Annotated in this window: 19 protein-coding genes; 9 read left to right on the plus strand and 10 right to left on the minus strand. The window is 44.7% G+C overall.

Annotated elements, in window-relative coordinates; all coding sequences use genetic code 11:
* Positions 1-9: 9 nt before the first annotated feature.
* On the minus strand, positions 10-399 hold the full coding sequence (locus tag KYJ26_RS23620; protein WP_257475215.1) for a phage holin family protein: 390 nt from the start codon (positions 397-399) through the stop codon (positions 10-12).
* 217 nt (positions 400-616) lie between these two features.
* Between KYJ26_RS23620 and KYJ26_RS23625 the strand changes: the two genes are divergently transcribed.
* A complete protein-coding gene (locus KYJ26_RS23625; protein WP_044340349.1) occupies positions 617-862 on the plus strand; it encodes a DUF6154 family protein in 246 nt (81 codons plus the stop codon).
* A gap of 67 nt (positions 863-929) precedes the next feature.
* Here the strand turns inward: KYJ26_RS23625 and KYJ26_RS23630 are convergent, their stop codons facing one another.
* A complete protein-coding gene (locus KYJ26_RS23630) occupies positions 930-1,103 on the minus strand; it encodes a hypothetical protein (protein ID WP_219170555.1) in 174 nt (57 codons plus the stop codon).
* A gap of 177 nt (positions 1,104-1,280) precedes the next feature.
* On the opposite strand from KYJ26_RS23630, the gene ytzI reads away from it, so the two are divergent.
* Entirely contained in the window at positions 1,281-1,457 is a 177-nt protein-coding gene (ytzI, locus tag KYJ26_RS23635; RefSeq protein ID WP_226673643.1) for a YtzI protein, read from the plus strand.
* Between the two features lie 41 nt (positions 1,458-1,498).
* On the opposite strand, the gene KYJ26_RS23640 is transcribed toward ytzI, so the two are convergent.
* Complete coding sequence (locus tag KYJ26_RS23640) at positions 1,499-1,972, minus strand: S-ribosylhomocysteine lyase (protein ID WP_219170557.1); 474 nt, start codon at positions 1,970-1,972, stop codon at positions 1,499-1,501.
* 190 nt (positions 1,973-2,162) lie between these two features.
* On the opposite strand from KYJ26_RS23640, the gene yidD reads away from it, so the two are divergent.
* From yidD to KYJ26_RS23665, 5 genes are all read left to right on the plus strand, one after another.
* Positions 2,163-2,402, plus strand: a complete 240-nt coding sequence (gene yidD / locus KYJ26_RS23645) for a membrane protein insertion efficiency factor YidD (RefSeq protein ID WP_219170559.1) — start codon at positions 2,163-2,165, stop codon at positions 2,400-2,402.
* 150 nt (positions 2,403-2,552) lie between these two features.
* Positions 2,553-3,488: a metal ABC transporter substrate-binding protein gene (locus tag KYJ26_RS23650; RefSeq protein WP_257475216.1), complete on the plus strand. Its 936-nt coding sequence runs from the start codon at positions 2,553-2,555 to the stop codon at positions 3,486-3,488.
* A gap of 198 nt (positions 3,489-3,686) precedes the next feature.
* Positions 3,687-5,045 (plus strand): cytochrome ubiquinol oxidase subunit I, encoded by a 1,359-nt coding sequence (locus KYJ26_RS23655; RefSeq protein WP_219170561.1) that lies wholly within the window; start codon positions 3,687-3,689, stop codon positions 5,043-5,045.
* Positions 5,046-5,069: 24 nt separating this feature from the next.
* Complete coding sequence (locus KYJ26_RS23660) at positions 5,070-6,101, plus strand: cytochrome d ubiquinol oxidase subunit II (protein WP_219170563.1); 1,032 nt, start codon at positions 5,070-5,072, stop codon at positions 6,099-6,101.
* 116 nt (positions 6,102-6,217) lie between these two features.
* Positions 6,218-6,937, plus strand: a complete 720-nt coding sequence (locus KYJ26_RS23665) for a 3-ketoacyl-ACP reductase (protein WP_219170565.1) — start codon at positions 6,218-6,220, stop codon at positions 6,935-6,937.
* 466 nt (positions 6,938-7,403) lie between these two features.
* Here KYJ26_RS23665 and KYJ26_RS23670 read toward each other — a convergent pair whose 3' ends face one another.
* The 7 genes from KYJ26_RS23670 to KYJ26_RS23700 all read right to left on the minus strand — a co-directional run bounded on the left by KYJ26_RS23670 (position 7,404) and on the right by KYJ26_RS23700 (position 15,371).
* Entirely contained in the window at positions 7,404-7,775 is a 372-nt protein-coding gene (locus KYJ26_RS23670) for a VOC family protein (RefSeq protein WP_219170567.1), read from the minus strand.
* A gap of 56 nt (positions 7,776-7,831) precedes the next feature.
* Complete coding sequence (gene menC / locus KYJ26_RS23675) at positions 7,832-8,941, minus strand: o-succinylbenzoate synthase (protein WP_219170569.1); 1,110 nt, start codon at positions 8,939-8,941, stop codon at positions 7,832-7,834.
* The gene (locus KYJ26_RS23680; RefSeq protein ID WP_219170571.1) at positions 8,931-10,421 is read right to left on the minus strand and encodes an o-succinylbenzoate--CoA ligase; all 1,491 of its coding nucleotides are present in this window, start codon (positions 10,419-10,421) and stop codon (positions 8,931-8,933) included. Before KYJ26_RS23680 ends, menC begins: the two co-directional genes overlap by 11 nt.
* 172 nt (positions 10,422-10,593) lie before the next feature.
* Complete coding sequence (menB, locus tag KYJ26_RS23685) at positions 10,594-11,412, minus strand: 1,4-dihydroxy-2-naphthoyl-CoA synthase (RefSeq protein ID WP_044340358.1); 819 nt, start codon at positions 11,410-11,412, stop codon at positions 10,594-10,596.
* Positions 11,413-11,427: 15 nt separating this feature from the next.
* Positions 11,428-12,237 carry a 2-succinyl-6-hydroxy-2,4-cyclohexadiene-1-carboxylate synthase gene (menH, locus tag KYJ26_RS23690; RefSeq protein ID WP_219170573.1) on the minus strand — a complete coding sequence of 270 codons (810 nt, stop codon included), beginning with the start codon at positions 12,235-12,237 and terminating at the stop codon, positions 11,428-11,430.
* Positions 12,218-13,972 (minus strand): 2-succinyl-5-enolpyruvyl-6-hydroxy-3-cyclohexene-1-carboxylic-acid synthase, encoded by a 1,755-nt coding sequence (menD, locus tag KYJ26_RS23695; RefSeq protein ID WP_219170575.1) that lies wholly within the window; start codon positions 13,970-13,972, stop codon positions 12,218-12,220. The genes menH and menD overlap by 20 nt, the downstream gene beginning before the upstream one ends.
* Positions 13,965-15,371 (minus strand): isochorismate synthase, encoded by a 1,407-nt coding sequence (locus tag KYJ26_RS23700; protein WP_257475217.1) that lies wholly within the window; start codon positions 15,369-15,371, stop codon positions 13,965-13,967. The genes menD and KYJ26_RS23700 overlap by 8 nt, the downstream gene beginning before the upstream one ends.
* A 302-nt stretch (positions 15,372-15,673) precedes the next feature.
* On the opposite strand from KYJ26_RS23700, the gene KYJ26_RS23705 reads away from it, so the two are divergent.
* Positions 15,674-16,597 carry a 1,4-dihydroxy-2-naphthoate polyprenyltransferase gene (locus KYJ26_RS23705; RefSeq protein ID WP_219170577.1) on the plus strand — a complete coding sequence of 308 codons (924 nt, stop codon included), beginning with the start codon at positions 15,674-15,676 and terminating at the stop codon, positions 16,595-16,597.
* A 288-nt stretch (positions 16,598-16,885) separates the two neighbouring features.
* Positions 16,886-17,647, plus strand: coding sequence for a TraR/DksA C4-type zinc finger protein (locus KYJ26_RS23710; protein WP_308807589.1), 762 nt, complete (start codon positions 16,886-16,888; stop codon positions 17,645-17,647).
* Positions 17,648-17,661: the final 14 nt, after the last annotated feature.

The following is a 17,661-nucleotide window of genomic DNA, read 5'->3' on the forward strand; positions in this document are numbered from 1 at the left end:
GAATTCTATTCACTTCGATTTTTTCTTCAATACTTCAACCGCTCTCTTTAAAAATTCCGGAACAGGAACTCCCGCCCGACCGACATTCTCAATGATCGAAATCATTTCATTACATAAATAAAAAATAATCGTGGCATTACGAATAAAGTGTTGATTTGTTAGTATAGTATCAATAAGGTGGGCAACCGTGACGAGGGAAAAAATCAGCACTTTCCTGCCGATCCCTTTCACTCCGAATTTACTGGACAGCTTCCCTTCTATACCACTCGCAATCAACCCTGTTACATAATCGAGGGTCACGGCAATCAACAGAAATGTGATCAGCATGTCCCACTCACCGAATAGGTTAAGAATAATGGCACTAAGACCCGACCCAACGAACAGCGTACTTTTCTCCAAATAAAGCATCTCCTTTTCCTAATGGTTGGTATGAATTTGACAATCCTTTCCTCGGTATCTGAACAACTGGCTGATTAAATCAAAAACATCCCGGAACACCTTCCCATGGTTAAAAAGGACGGTAACGGGTAAAGGCAAATAAGAGTTGTCCTAGCATAATATGTAGAGAAATTCATAAACGTTCATGTTAAAATGAAACGAAAGGGAGGTGAAGCGCATGAAGTTGATCGAAGAGATTTATGAAATGTACCGTGGAAGAATCAAAGGTACCGACGAAGACTTAGACCTCATTGCCCTTACAATCTTAGAAGATACATCCAGGAACGAATTATTAGAACTCATACAGGAAATGGAAACAGAAGAATTACAATACTTCTTCCGCCTATACATATTCGAAACATTGAAAGAAAAATGGTCCAATAGTGAGGAAAGGGTAAGACTCGAGAAGAAAAGTCTTCATTAAGAAATGCTCCGGAGCTGGACAATAAAAAAAGGCGTTGCTCCGATTACCCGGAGGAACGCCTTTTTTTTCATCCTTTTACATCCACTGCATGTCCTTTACTTGGATGCGGAGCGGGCTGCATATCCTTCATCATCACCGTGACTTGTGCCGCTTGAGTGGCCATCTGGCTCTTCAGCAAATTCATACTGAGCGTCCTTTGAAGCTCAGCAACCTGTTTCCCCATCATAGAAGAGATTTCCATGGGAACTTCCCCCTCGCTTCGACTGTTAAGAATGGTGCATACTAAAATCTATTCATTCCTTATATTCAGAATAACAAACATCCATTGGAAATCATAGGAAATGACATAATATTGTTATTTTTACTCCATGAACGCTGGAACGTTCTATGGTAAAATAGTGAAAAAAAAGGGGGTTGCATGATGTCAGTGACTCTTGTTCTGATTATTGCGGTTGTCATTTGTATTCTGGTGATTTTCTTAAGTGCCCTAACGACTTCCAAAGCCTATACAACCGTTAAGCATACAGTCGATCCACTTGAAAATAATCCTCACCTTGAAAAGATGAAACAAGAAGAAGAGGAAAAGAAAGAATAAACATAAAGAAATCCACCGGCTCCCGGTGGATTTTCTTGTTTTTATGCAAATACTTGTTTCAATTCTTCTTTGCTTTGGCTGAGCCAGAAACGCATGAGTTTCTTGGCACCTTCTAAATCATGCAGCTTCGCCTGCCCGCACTGTTTTTCATTTGCTGCCGGGATTTCTTCGATTTCTACCGCTTCTTCCATGGTAGCATTCAACAGGTCGATGATTTCTTCTACTTTCGGCTCCCCGCTTACGACTAAATAGTAGCCCGTTTGGCAGCCCATCGGTGAAATATCAATGATATCAAAATGAGCATATGGCTCAGCATATTTACGGATCGTGAAGGCTAATAAATGCTCTAGTGTATGAATGGAATCAGGCTTCATCGCTTGCTTGTTCGGCTGACAGAAACGGATATCAAACTTATTCACAAGTCCGTCGCTTCCTACTTTATGCACACCGCAATGTCTGACATATGGTGCTTTCACTGCATTATGATCTAATTCAAAGCTTTCTACTGAAGGCATTAAAAATCACTCCCATTTAGTTTCTACTTCATAGTATAACGTAAATTCATAGTTATTTCATCAACTTAATCTGAATTAGGTAAAAAACCAGTTTTTCCACTCCTATCCACCATCTTCTAAATGCCAATCCCTTTCAATACCCGTACAGGTTCTGATATAGTAAAAGAAAATCTCTTTTAGGAGACGGATTATGAAAAGGGTTTTATTATTACTGTTCAAGTTCTACCAGCGCGTCATCTCTCCCCTTAAGCCTCCTACATGCCGGTTTTACCCTACATGTTCCCATTACGGGGTCGAGGCAGTAAGCCGTTTCGGTGCACTCAAAGGCGGCTGGCTGACGATCAAGAGGATTGTCAAATGTCACCCATTCCATCCCGGGGGCATCGATCACGTGCCGGAACAATGGCCAAGCAAGGAAAAAGAAGACTGATTCAGACTAGCTCCAACTCGGGAGGTAGTCTTTTTTAATAAAATCGTCCCATTTATCTTGCTTATTCCCCATATCGGTAGTAAAATAACCTTTGTGCTAAATCGTAATCATTACAGTTATGAAACAAAACCGTTAAAAGGAGGCTTCCTCTTGAACTATATTCGCATGAGTTTGCTATTATTATTGATTCTCGTCTTGTCTGCTTGCGGAACCGATTCCGCCCAGGATGGGGACAAAAAGAAAGATACACTAGAGGTATACACGACGGTCTATCCACTGGAGGACTTCACGAAAAAAATCGGCGGGAAGTATGTGGAGGTTGAAAGCATCTATCCTCCCGGTGCGGATGAACATACCTTTGAACCTTCCCAGAAAGATATGATGAAGATGGCTGATGGAGATGTTTTCTTCTACGTCGGAATGGGTCTTGAAGGATTTGTTGAAAAGTCTAAATCATTACTGGAAAATGAAGACGTTGAAGTAGTAGCGGCAAGTAAAGGAATCGAAGTTCATCACGAAAACAATGATGAGGATGGCCACGATCATGAAGATGGGCATAACCATGATGTGAATCCCCACATTTGGTTAGATCCCGTTTATTCGAAAGAAATGGCAAAGAACATCGCCGACACTCTTTCAAAAAAAATGCCCGAGCATAAAGATGAATTCCAAGCGAATCTTGAAACGTTGAACAGTGATTTAGACGAACTGAACACTGAGTTCAAAAGCATGGCGGACAATGCGCCCAAGAAAACCTTCTACGTTTCCCACGCAGCCTACAGCTATTGGGAAGAACGTTACGGACTCCATCAGGAAGCCATCGCCGGGTTAAATTCAGCAGACGAACCGTCCCAGCAGGAGTTGAAGAAAATCATAGAAAAAGGGAAAAGCGACAATGTCCAATACATCCTTTTTGAACAAAACGTCTCTTCACGCCTGACAGAAGTCGTCCAAAATGAATTGGGAGCAAAATCACTCACTCTTCACAACTTATCCGTCCTCACAGCAGAAGATCGCAAAAAGGATGAGGATTATTTTTCTTTGATGAAGAGGAATATTGATACACTGAAACAAGCATTACAGTAGAGCAGCCTCCGGGGCTGCTTTTTTTTTCTGGATGAGATGCGGTGCCATGGCAGACCCACTAATTTAAAAAACAGGTTATATTATCGACTTCGCCATTTGACTCCCTAAATACAATCCATTTCTCCTAAAATCATGAATATTATTTTCCATTAAGTGGACAATAAGGAAATGTTAAAGACTAGTAAGGGAGATTTGAGAATGGATGAATTAGTAATTGCTCGTTCCATGTTTGGGGTTACAATGGGGTTTCATATCATTTTTGCCACACTTGGAGTGGGTATACCGTTAATGATCCTTGTTGCAGAAATCATGTTTCAACGGACCAATGACCTTGATTATTCCGTGATGGCGAAGCGCTGGACCAAGGCGTTCGCAGTCTTGTTAGGAGTGGGCATCCCGACTGGGACAATCGCCGGTGTGCAGCTGTCACTCCTTTGGCCGGGATTCATGGAGGTCATCGGGCGCGTCATGGCCCTGCCGTTTCAAATTGAAATCTACGCCTTCTTTGTGGAAGCGTTATTTATGTCCATTTATGTGTATGCAGCGAATCGGATCGCTCCTTGGATGCGGATTGTGAGCCTGGTGCTTGTTGCAATCGGCGGCCTGGCTTCAGCCGTTCTGATTACCAATGTACACGCCTTTGAAGGGACGCCGGCCGGATTTGAAATCATCAATGGGGAAATCACCAATGTGGATCCTTGGAAAGCATTCTTTAATCCAAGCTTCTTCGTGACGGCCGGACACGTGGCATTATCTGCTTATGTAGCGGGCTCCTTTACGATTGCGACCGTATCGGCCTTTAAAATGCTTCGATCTTCTTTCGGTTCGAGAATCTATGCTTTTCATCGAAAGTCGCTCATGATTTGCTTATTGGTCGGTGGTGTCTTCGCCTTTCTCACAGCGATCAATGGACATGAATCCGCACAAAAGCTCCATGAGTATCAGCCTGAGAAATTGGCTGCGGCGGAGGGATTATTTGAAACCCAGACTCATGCTCCACTTTCCATCGGTGGATTCACCGATCCTGTTACAAAAGAAGTAAAGTGGGGGATTGAAGTTCCATGGGCCCTCAGTTTCCTGGCCGGGAACAGCTTTGATACAGAGGTAATCGGGTTGAATGACTTCCCTGAAGAATACTGGCCACCCCTATTCGTTCATACTCTATTTAACGCAATGGTTGGGATTGGATCACTGCTCATTCTTCTTTCCCTCGTCGCCTACGTGTGGAACAAGCTACTGAAAAAGGACCGTTTCCCGAAATGGCTGATGTGGGCATTCGTGGCTGGTGGACCTTTGTCGATCCTTTCCATCGAGTTTGGATGGATCTTCGCCTGCACTGGCCGACAACCATGGACGATTTACCGCATCCTGAGTACGGAAGATTCGGTTACCACTTCAGGTAACCTAGGGACTCTTTTCATTCTCTTCGTCTCAGTATATGCGATTTTGGCCGTTTCCGTTGTTCTGGTACTCCTGTATTACTTTAAGCGGAATCCTCCTGAAAAGGATATTAACAAAGCGGAATCAAATCAGAAGGATATTCCCCTGTCAACTTAAACAGCAGGAATTGGAGGTGAAGATATGACACAAGCTTTGATTGCCATCACAATCCTTTGGGGATTCGTCTTTATCTATGCCGTCATGGCAACAATGGACTTCGGTGCCGGTTTCTGGTCAATGATCTATATCAACCATGACAAAACGAAAGCAACGAATATCGCCAATCGGTATCTGTCTCCTACCTGGGAGGTTACGAACACATTCATCGTCGCCTTAGTTGTCGCCGTATACAGCATGTTCCCTGGTGCTGCCTATTCTTTAGGAACGGTATTACTCGTTCCGGGAAGCTTGATTCTATTGCTTCTGGCCCTGCGGAGTGCCTTTCTTGTATTCTCCCATGTGGCGGATGATTACAGGAAGCCGCTCACTTACGTAACGGGGATCACCGGCTTGTTGATCCCGGGCCTCCTTATCAGTGTTCTGCCTATCTCTCACGGACCTTATATCGATTTCGAAGACGGCCAGACCCTTCTCCTAGGGAAACTGTTCAGTAGTCCCCATGAATATGCTTTCTTCGGGTTCGCCGTCGCAAGTACATTGTTTCTGTCATCCCTGCTTCTTGCCGATTACTCGAAAGCTTCAAAAGAATTCGAAGCATTCAAGGTGTATAGGCGTGACGCTCTGATCATTGGTCCCATTTCGGTTGTCATGGCCTTCCTCATCATGTTCACTATGAAAAATGAGGCAGGATGGATTTATGACAAGATGATGGAAGACCTGCCTATCTTACTGATTTCCCTTCTCGGATTCCTCGTTGCGGGAGGTGCTTTGTTTCTCCCTACGAATAAAGAGGGAATGAAAGGGATGCCGCGGGTCGCGGTCATTGCCGTAACCTTTCAATATGTTTTGGCAAGTTATGTATACGGTAAAGCACACTTGCCCTATATCATCTATCCAGAAGTGACGATTCAGTCGGGATTTACAGATCCCAATTCATTTAAGGCCGTCTTCATCACCTATATCGTCGGGTTCATCATCCTGTTCCCGGGGTTTGTCTACTTCTGGAGCTTATTCATGAACGACAAACGGTACTTGAGGCAAAAAAGTGAATGAGAACGCTCCGGGACTCCCGGAGCGTTTTTTTTATTCCACCACATCAGGTATATTAGTTGCCTACCACTCTCCATCAATTTACACTTACCTTAGAACCAATTGAAAGGATGATTAAAATGGCACAACCGATCAATGGCAAAACGGCTTATATTACAGGTGCAGCGAGGGGAATCGGAAAAGCGACGGCATTGGAGTTTGCCCGGGAAGGCGTCCATGTCGGGTTGATCGCCCGTACAGAAAGCACTCTTGAAAAAGTGGCGGATGAAGCGAGGTCGCTTGGCGTGAAAGCGAGTGTGGCTGTTGCGGATATTTCCAATATGGACCAGGTCAATCAAGCAGTCGCGAAACTCAGTAAAGAATTGGGACCTGCCGACATCTTGATCAATAATGCCGGTATCGGAACGTACGGATCATTTCTTGAAATCGATCCCGAGGATTGGAAACGGACCTTTGAGGTGAATGTATTCGGAACATATTATGTCACCCGTGCCGTCCTGCCCCAATTGATCGAGAAAGACCGTGGGGATATCATCAATATTTCATCAAGCAGCGGATTGAAAGGTACAGCAGGGAGCACAGCGTATAGTGGGTCCAAATTTGCCATCCAAGGGATGACAGAAGCACTCATGCAGGAAGTCCGAAAACATAATATCCGTGTCATGACCTTGAACCCAAGCCTGGTGGCGACGGATCTGACTTTTGATCACGTGGATGAAGCTGACAAGGAGAAATACATGCAGCCGGAGGACCTGGCGGAGCATATGGTATCACAACTGAAGCTCCACCCGAGAATCTTCATCAAGCAGTCTCTTCAATGGGCGACAAACCCTTTTTAGACGGCATAAACATCTTAGAGGGACTTAAGGATACTGTTCCCTTTTAAGGTGCTTTTTTTAAACATGACATTTGTATATAAAAAAGTAAAACTCGCCGTAGTCATGTGGGCGAGTTTTTTCATCATTATTAGAATACTAGTGATGCGGAAATAAGGTGTCTTGTCGTTTATATAAAAAATCAGGAAACGGAAAATAAGCGGAGATTCTCCTGTTTAAGTCTGAACGAAACTTGTTCTGGGGATAAATAAGCGGAGATTTTCCGCTTAGGCACTGAAAAATCATCCATTTTTTGTATTTTCGAGTCAATAGGCGGAATCTTTCCCCCTATTTCAGTCTTTTTAATAATAATTAACTCATTAAGCGGAATTTCTCCGTCTATTGATCTGCCTTGGTGCTTAACCTGGTCTCCCACCCCAAACAAAAGTGCAACCCCCTCTTAAACCCAGCTTCAGTGATCAGCAGCTTCTTACCTGTGCTGATCAACAAGAATCATATTGCCGTCTGGGTCTTTAATCGTAAAGCTGGCTGGTCCCTCGCTCGATTCATCCGCTTCAGACAGCATGTCAATCCCTTTTTCTTTCAGCTGCTTCTGTAACTCCCTCACATCCGTAAAGGAATCGAGCTCTTCTGCATTCTGGTTCCAGCCCGGATTATAGGTCAGGATGTTGTTTTCGAACATACCCTGAAATAACCCGATGATGCAACTTTCATTTTTCATTATCAACCAATTCTGACTGAGATCTCCACCCATGACTTCAAAGCCAAGTTTCTCATAAAAGGATTTAGATACAGTAATGTCCTTTACGCTTAAACTTACAGAAAATGCACCTAGTTTCATAGTTCCTCCTCTAAGACTTTTTCTTTAAGTATATATGGACAGGATTGGGAAAACAATCAATCAGACGAAAATGTCTCCTTCCTCAAAGTCACTGAATTCAAACGCTTTCGATTTAATTCCACGCCGATTCCCGCACCATCCAACCTTTTCACCACACCATTTTCCACCACGATCGGGGAAGTGATAATATCCTCCTCCCAATACTTCGAGGAAGATGAAATATCACCGGGAATGGAGAAGCCTTTCAATGTGGCCAGAGCCAGATTATGGGCACGAGAAACTCCAAATTCGATCATCCCACCGCACCATACCTTAATATGATGCTCCTGGCACAGCCGGTAAATTTCGAGGGCACTCGAATATCCACCTACTCTGCCAAGCTTGATGTTGACCACTCCACAGCTTCCTAAATGAATCGCACTCTTCATATTGTGAGGGGTAATGATGCTTTCATCAAGGCAGATGGGGGTGGTGATCTCCTTTTGCAATAAAGAGTGTTCGACCAGATCGTCTATTCCCAGAGGCTGCTCAATCATCTCCAAATCATATTCGTCCAATGCCTGGAGTTGCGCTTTGTCTTCGAGAGAATACGCAGAATTGGCATCGGCTAAGAGGGAAAGTGCTGGAAAATGCCTTCGCAATTCTTTGACAATCTCTACATCTGCCAATGGTGAGATCTTCAGCTTTATTCGTTGATACCCTTCTTCCACCAGCTCTTCCGTCTGCTTGACCATCATTTGAGCGTTGTCGGCACCGACAACAGCTCCCGCCAGGATTTCTTCTCGTACACCGCCTATCAAATTCCACAGAGGCATTTGTTGCCGCCTGGCATAAAGATCCCATATTGCCATTTCAAGTGCGGCCTTTGCCATGGCATTTCCTCGAACGGCTTCGAACCGCTTCCCGATCTCTTCAGGATGATGGAACGATTTGCTGTTTACAAGGGGAATCAACACATCCTTTAGGATATGGTAGGATGTTTTCACTGTTTCTTCTGTATACCATGGAGTAGAAAAGGCGACACCTTCCCCAAGTCCCCGCAGTCCTTCATCATCCTCGACTTCGACAATGATCCCTTCCCGTTCATCAACGGTTTGGAGATGGGTCACAAACGGTTTCTTTAAAGGCATTGAAATGACATTCAGGGTGATGGACCTAATCTTCATCTGTAACCATTCCTTTTTCCCACTGATCTCTGAGCACTCTTCTCAGCAGTTTATTTGAAGCATTCCGTGGCAGTTCATCCATAAAGATGATTTTTTTCGGACATTTATAAGACGCAAGATTCTTTTTACAGTGCTCTAAGATTTCTTCTTTTGGAAGATGATTCTTTCTCACAATAAAGGCACAGGGAATCTGCCCCCATTCGTCACTTGTGATTCCTGTCACTCCTGCATCCTCCACGCCTTTACAGCCTAACAGTACACTTTCTATTTCTGCAGGGTACACATTTTCCCCACCTGAAATTATCAAATCTGATCGCCGGTCCAATACAAATAAGAATCCTTCTTCATCCACGTACCCGATATCCCCCGTATGAAACCAGCCGGAATCAAAGCTTTTAGCGTTCGCTTCCTCTCTCCGGTAATAACCGCTGGTCACATTCGGTCCTTTCACAAGGATCTCCCCTTCTTGATTCTCATGGGCTTTCCCATTCTTGCCCAGGATCATTAATTCAGAAGGAAAGAGTGGCTTTCCGGCAGACCCCAGCTTTGAAAAACTGTATTCAGGTGATAACGTCACGATCTGAGAAGCCGTTTCCGTCATCCCATACGTTTGAAAGACGGGTACACCTTTTTCTTTACACTCCTTCAGTAATGGAAGTGGCGCGGGTCCACCGCCGAGCAGCATACAGCGGAAATTCGGGTGATAGGTCCTGTCGTCCAAGTCTTTCATCAGACGCGTGAGCATATTACTGACAACAGACATAATCGTAACATCTCCCGATATCAATTCCCGATTGATTCCTTCCACATCAAAGCTTTCAAACAGGCGTACATTCATCCCATATATGACGCTTCTCATCAGGATTGAATATCCGCTGATATGAAAAAGGGGCACGGAACAAAGCCATGTATCATTTTCATTTATACCGAGATTCAACGAAGAACCAATGGCACTCCACCAGTGATTTCCGTACGATTGTAAAACCCCTTTAGGAGCTCCCGTCGTGCCCGACGTGTACATGACCGAGCATGCTTGGTCTAAATGAAAATGATCCTTCACCTCAAAACGTGTGGGTGATGTATTGAATAAGCGAGAGAAGGAAATCCCGTCAACGTCATCTCCTAAAAAAGAAAGCTTTCCCTCAAACTCATCATCATACAGAACCGTTGATAACGCCATATCTCTGATTTGGAAAGACAATTCATTTTCACTTAATTTATTGTTCAATAAGACAGTCGTGAAACCAAGCTGTTGGATGGCGTGAACAAGCAACACAGATTCCACTTTATTCTTAATCATGAGACCCACAAACGGATGCGATGATGATTGAACGATCGTTTGCAGCTGTTCGGCAATGGAAATGGCTTTCATCCATAATTCTTTGAATGTGTATTCAACATCACCATTACATAACGCCATCCGGTCAGGGGTTAAAAATGCTCTTTGTTTCAGCCAGTTGGGCAATTGCTGTGTTGTCATCCTGTCTAGTCCATTCCTTTCTTGTTGGTTCAATTGAATGAATTTGTTATTTTTTCATGTGTGGTTGGTTGTTTGTTGCGGCACTTTTATGAAACTCGTGCCACTTCCCGCTAAACCATCATCTAAAAAAAAGCCCGATGAATCCATATCTGATTCATCAGGCCGCCTCAAATCAAGGGAAACGAGGGAATTGTCCGAAGTCCGGCTTACGCTTTTCTTTGAATGCGTCACGGCCTTCTTTCGCTTCTTCCGTCGTGTAATATAGAAGGGTAGCGTCACCTGCAAGTTGCTGCAGTCCTGCCAGTCCATCTGTATCTGCGTTGAATGAAGCTTTAAGGAAACGAAGGGCAGTCGGACTCTTTTCAAGCATTTCTGAAGCCCACTGAACCGTTTCTGCTTCAAGCTGCTCGTATGGAACCACTGTATTGACAAGGCCCATTTCAAGCGCTTCCTGTGCGTTGTACTGACGGCACAGGTACCAGATTTCTTTCGCTTTCTTGTGACCGACGATGCGTGCAAGGTATCCTGCACCGTATCCTGCGTCAAAGCTTCCTACTTTAGGACCTGTTTGTCCGAAGATCGCATTATCAGCAGCAATCGTAATATCACAAACGACATGAAGGACGTGCCCTCCACCGATCGCGTAACCTGCTACCATTGCGATGACAGGTTTCGGAATCACACGGATCAGACGCTGAAGGTCCAATACGTTCAAGCGAGGAATTTCATCTTCCCCGACATATCCGCCGTGCCCGCGGACACGTTGGTCTCCACCTGAACAGAATGCTTTTTCACCCGCACCTGTTAAAACGATGACACCGACTTTGGAATCGTCGCGTGCATAAGCAAATGCATCGATTAATTCCATAACCGTTTTAGGACGGAATGCGTTACGTACTTCTGGTCGATTGATCGTAATCTTAGCGATCCCATTGTAAGTTTCGTACAAAATATCTTCGTAGTTTCTTTCTGAAACCCATTCAAAAGCCATTTAGTTGTTCCTCCTTTATGTAGTTAACAGTAGATCCTCTATTATTGTACCAAACTTTCGCGGTTCTTCCACATGAATTGCATGACCAGTGTTGGAAAATGTCACAATATTGAACATTGGATTGATCTTTTTCATGTTTTCTGCAATCCCTACGAACTTTTGATCGAGCTCACCGACAAGTACGTGGACAGGTACAGAGAGCTCTTCAAGCTCTTCCCATAAAGAGTCCTGTGCGCCTGTCCCCATCCCTCTCAAGCTATTGGACAAGCCTGTGACAGATTGACTCAGACGCTGCTTCCGGATTTCCGAGCGCTCTTTATCCGAAAGTCTTTTCTGAGAGGCAAATAAGGGGATCTCCTGCCAAAAATCGACAAAGGCTTCGATTCCACCTTTTTCAATTCTATCGGCAAGCACCTCATCCTTCTTCTTTCGCTCCGCTCTTGCTTCAACCGCCTTCAAACCAGGTGAAGAGCTTTCAAGTATCAACGCCTTCACCTTTTCAGGATAGTTCAGACTAAAGTGCAGAGCAGTACGTCCACCCATGGAATAACCGATCAGTACGGCAGGCCCAACGTCAAGCTCATCAAGAATACAGCAAATATCCTCGGAAACGCGATCCATCGTATACCTGCTGTCATCTTCAGGGGAATCCGTGCGTCCATGGCCAATCAAATCAATGCTGATGCACTGGTAGGATTCGGATAATGAATCAGTGACAGACGACCATGTTGTCGTGTCACCCGTGAAGCCATGGAGGAAAACCAGAGGCTGCCCTTCCCCTTTAACTTCTACAAAATACCGAATATCATTCACTTGAAGAATCACGATATCCACCCTTTATTTTCCGCGTCATTTCCCGGGAAACAAAATTCCACAATTTACGATGATTTGCTACATTTTCCTCTCGATTGGTCATCACTTCAATGATGCTTATCCCTTTGTATTGATCGGCTTCCAAAAGGGCAGGGATAAATTCCTCCTCCTCCGATACCTTGGAATAACCCGCTCCGTACAGCCTTGCTGCATGAGCAAAATCCAGGTCCATCGGGGTACCGAACAGGTCTTCAAAGTGTGTCTGATCAGATGCTTGCGGCAGGTATGAAAAGATGCCTCCACCATTATTATTCATGACGATGATGGTCATATCCAATTGATATTTCCTGGCGGTCAATAGTCCGTTTAAATCATGGAAAAAGGCAAGATCCCCAATCAGGAGATACATGGACTGTGACCCTGTACTCATGCCAAGGGCCGTGGATACCACTCCGTCTATTCCATTCGCTCCTCGATTGGCAAAAATCCGAATCGAACGGTCATCGGTAAATAAAAAGGTATCCAAATCCCTGATGGGCATGCTATTACTTGAAAACAGGGTTGCCCCGTCAGGCAGATGCCTGATCAGATGATGGACAGCCTTTCCTTCATCCCAGGATTCATGACCATCGTCGAGCAAGTCTTTTGTCTTGTCATTGACACCCACCCAATACTCGAGCCATTCCCTATCAGGCTTATCGTTTTTCCCAATGAAGGCCTGACAGAAAAGGTTCTCCTCACATTGGATGTAGTGGGTTCCCCGTGCAGTCGGGTCCTGCCATTCTTCTCCATTACTCACAACCCATGTCGGAATATCCGGCATGCTTTTCAGGAACAACATCAGTGCTTTCGATACCGGCATAGCACCGAACCGGATGACAAGGTCAGGCTGTAAAGATTCTTTAAGCTCATCGATCCTGATGAATGTGTCGTAGCAATCCATGATATTTTCCTTGGAGTGGCTACCATTCCTCACAAAGGATAACGGGTCTGCCAGAATCGGCAGGCCATATCCCTCGGAAAATGCGATAATGGACTGCACCGCCTCTTCACCTATTCCGGGTCCACACACAACGATGCCCCGATTTGATTTCTTTAATTGGTCCAGAAGGTCATGCTGATATCCTGAAGGCAATTGACGATCCCCCTGAATGACGGTCTTTCCCGATTGGTACGGTGTGAATTCCACCTGCTGTAGATTTGGGATAAGGGGTTCCCTGAATGGAAAATTGTAATGAACCGGCCCTTGTGGATACCCCGTAGAGATGGACACGCCCCTGGCGGCAGATGATCGTGCATATTGCACCATGGAAGGGATGCTTTCCGGCAATGCCATATCAACGGACCATTTCACGTGCTTTCCATATAAATCAATTTGATTGATCGCTTGAGGCGCACCCACTTCTCTCAGCTCATGAGGACGATCGGCCGTCAAGACAATGAGCGGCACCTTTCCGTAGCGTGCCTCAATGACAGCAGGGTAGTAATTTGCTCCTGCAGTCCCTGAACTGCACAAGATGGCTACGGGTTTCTTTTTTGCCTTGGAAATACCCAATCCAAAGAATGCTGCTGAACGTTCATCCACGTTTGTATACGTTTTGACTCCTGGATGATGGGCAAATAACAATGCCAAAGGAGTAGAACGAGAGCCGGGACTGATGACGACTTCGTCTACTCCATTTCCAACCAATTCTTCAATGAAGGCCGCTAAATAATGAGTTAATTTCTCCTGATGTTCATCAATCATGTACGGTTCCCCCTAATGCACGGAGCATTGGTCGAAATTTCATTTGTGTTTCTTTAAACTCACTTTCAGGCTGTGAATCGGCTACGATTCCGCAGCCTGCATATAAGTATGCTTTATCCCTTTGCAGGAGGCCGGAACGGAGGGCGACGGCGTACTCCCCATTCCCGTAGGCATCCATCCAGCCGATAGGACCTGCGTATAGTCCACGATCCATTTGTTCTTCCTGCCTGATCACGTGCAATGCCTTATCTCTTGGTACCCCGCCGAGTGCAGGAGTCGGGTGTAATTTTTCCACAAGATTTAGAATCGATGTATTCTCAGATGCCTGTCCAATAACGGGAGTGTATAAGTGCTGGATGTCCTTCAACTTCATAAGCTGCGGGGAAGTCGGGATCGACAGCTCGTTACAAAAAGGGTTCAAGGCATCCTGGATGCTGTCCACGACAAGCTGATGCTCATAACGGTTCTTTTCATCCCCCAGGAGCTCTTCCCCCAGTTTTTCATCCCTTTCAAGGGTATCCCCACGGGCAATCGATCCCGCTAAACAGGTAGACAGGATTTCTTCTCCCGTTTTTTTTACAAGTCGTTCTGGAGTTGCTCCGATGAAGCAGCTTTCTTCCCTTTCAAAGCTGAACACAAAGCTATCGGGCTGCTGCTTCCAAAGATTATCCAATACAAAATCAGATGACACGTGCTTTTCAAAGGAAATTTCACATTTTCTTGCAAGAACGACCTTATCCATTTCCCCCTGCTGTAACCGATTCACGACACTCTGAACAGAGTCCTTCCATTCTTCAGGCTTCACATCACGGTTACGGAGCCAATGGGCAATCTCAGGAATAATGGTCTTCCGGGCGTTAGCAAGAAGGCTTTCCTTTATGCGGATGCGTTCATGGAATATACTTTCATCTTCTTCCGGATGACAGATGACGTTCATCGTCAAATAATTCGTTTTCCCCGGCTTGGTCAACATGAACATCGGGAGCTGAAACGAACCTTCAGAGAAATGACTCCACTCGTCTCCCCTGGCGTTTAACGGGTCGAAGCTAAAACCACCGAATAGTAATGGCCCTGTTCCTGGCCACTTGTCCTCTGTCACGACTACGGACTCTCCAATTAAGCGCTTCCACTCATTCTCAATTGTAAAAAAGCGCTCTTCCATCTCATCCGTGGAAACGATATGGGCCGCTCCGAGTCCTACAAGCGTGATGGTGTGATCACGGTCCTTCCATAAAAAGCGCTCTCCAATAAAAGAACTGCCTCCATAGTAAAAGGAAAGAGGATCTACTGCATCGACTTCCTCCACTATGCTCAGAAGAACGGGACGATCTATTTGTTTAGCCTTCATTTTGGCTGAATCATATGCTTTTTCAATATTGGTTTTATGGATGGTAACCAATTGAATTCCCCCAAACAAAATCACGTACAATAGTCAAACTTACTATAAGATACACCTGTCTTTATGGTGTGTCAACGAAGTTCGAGCCATGTTTCAATATTTATCCTTATTATATATAATAAACCCTTTTTCGCCTTTTGAGAAACCAAAAGCGTTGTAAAAGTCCTCATTTACTGGAAAATAGCACCTTCACTGATTTGTAAAAAATGATTGACAGTCCCCCTCCCTTTACCTACACTTTAATCTGTAAAGGAATTGTAATGTTATCTGAAAATTCCTTATTGTGTAAGGGAGAGAGATTGATGGAACAACAAGCATCCAACGTGTTGGAATCAGATAAAGGGTGGAGAATCTGGTGGCAGCTCACAAGGCCACACACTCTTACAGCTGCATTTGTGCCTGTATTGCTTGGTACGGTACTTGCGCTGCAATTTACAGACGTTAACATTATGCTATTTTTGGCAATGCTGGTTGCCTGCCTGCTCATCCAGGCTGCTACAAATATGTTCAACGAATATTATGATTTTAAAAGAGGTCTTGATACAGAACACTCTATCGGAATCGGCGGAGCGATCGTCCGTAACGGCGTCAAACCATCAACGGTCATCAACCTTGCCTTTTCACTGTACGGCATCTCCCTGCTATTAGGGATTTATATTTGCCTCAGCAGTACATGGTGGCTGGCACTGATAGGCTTAGTTTGCATGGCAGCCGGGTACTTTTATACTGGCGGACCAATGCCAATTGCATACACTCCGTTCGGTGAAATCGTAGCAGGATTTTTCATGGGATTTGTGATCATCCTGATTTCCTTTTACATTCAGACCGGCTACATCAACGATGACAGCATCCTCATTTCCATTCCGGTTTCCATTTTAGTAGGCTCAATCCTACTGGCCAACAACATCCGGGATCTGGACGGCGATAAAGAAAACGGCCGCAAAACCATAGCCATCCTATTGGGTAAGAAGGGTGCCATCATCCTTTTAGGCGGAATGTTTGTCGTATCCTACGCCTGGATCATCGGGTTGGTCGTCACGGGTATCTCTTCACCTTGGCTGTTCGTAGCCTTTCTGAGTATCCCGAAAGCGGTCAAGGCCACAACAGGATTCATCGGCAAATCACAACCGATCGAAATGATGCCTGCCATGAAAGCCACTGCCCAGACCAATACCATCTTTGGATTCCTCATATCCATTGGATTATTACTTGCTTATATACTATAGAAAGACAAAGAGTCGACCCTTTCATTTACGGGTCGACTCTTTTTTTGTTTTGAGATGATATAACTCACAATAAATCGGATGATCTTTAAAATTACATACATAAAAAAGGTAGTTAAAACTTTAGGTATTATTTAAAAATTAAAAGCTACTGTTGATTGAAGCGGAAATCAACCAGCACTCACTAGTTGGTCAGCGCCATATTTACGAAATAAACCTTTTATGTTTTAACATCCCCACTTTCGGATAAAGTATGGTTAGGATAAATTTTTTGCGAACATAACAAAGGATGTGAAGAAATTGCTAACAGACAGCCAAAAACAGACACTCAAACAAGAATTGGTTCAACAGGAAAAGCAGTTAAAAGAACATTTACATCAGGATTTAGATAATCTTCACCATACAAACGAACGTGATAACTCAGGAGAACTTTCCCTTTACGATAATCACCCGGCCGATATGGGAACCGAATTATACGAGCGGGAAAAGGACTTCGCCATTGATGACCATTCAAAGCTAGAGCTTGATAAGATTCAACAGGCTCTTCACGCAATGGAAAACGGTACGTATGGTCAGTGTAAGGAATGCGGGAAGGAGATCCCATATGAGCGTTTGGAAGTCATCCCGACGACCCTTTATTGCCGGGACCATACACCGGAGCAGTCGACCCCTCAGGATCGACCTGTGGAGGAAGAAGTACTGCAGCCTCCTGTAGATAATGAATTCAGACATGAAACAGACGGAAATGTACGTGATGATCAGGACAGCTTCCAGGAAGTCGGCAGGTTCGGTACATCCGAAACACCATCCGACTTTGAAGGCGATCACGAGGATTATTCCGACCTGTATCAGGATGAGGATACGTCAGAAGGCTTCACCGAGGATTTCGAGTCATTCGTCGGCACTGATATGGAAGGATCGAACCGTAAAGCCTATCCATCGAAGACCCATGAAGAGTATGAAGATATGCTAGATGAGAATGATATCGAATCAACAATAGGGGACATCCCCTATAAAGACGGGGACAGCTACATCTCCGATAAGAAGAAATAGAAAAAACCGCCTGG

Source organism: Rossellomorea orangium, from assembly GCF_019334305.1.
Taxonomy (GTDB): Bacteria; Bacillota; Bacilli; order Bacillales; family Bacillaceae_B; genus Rossellomorea.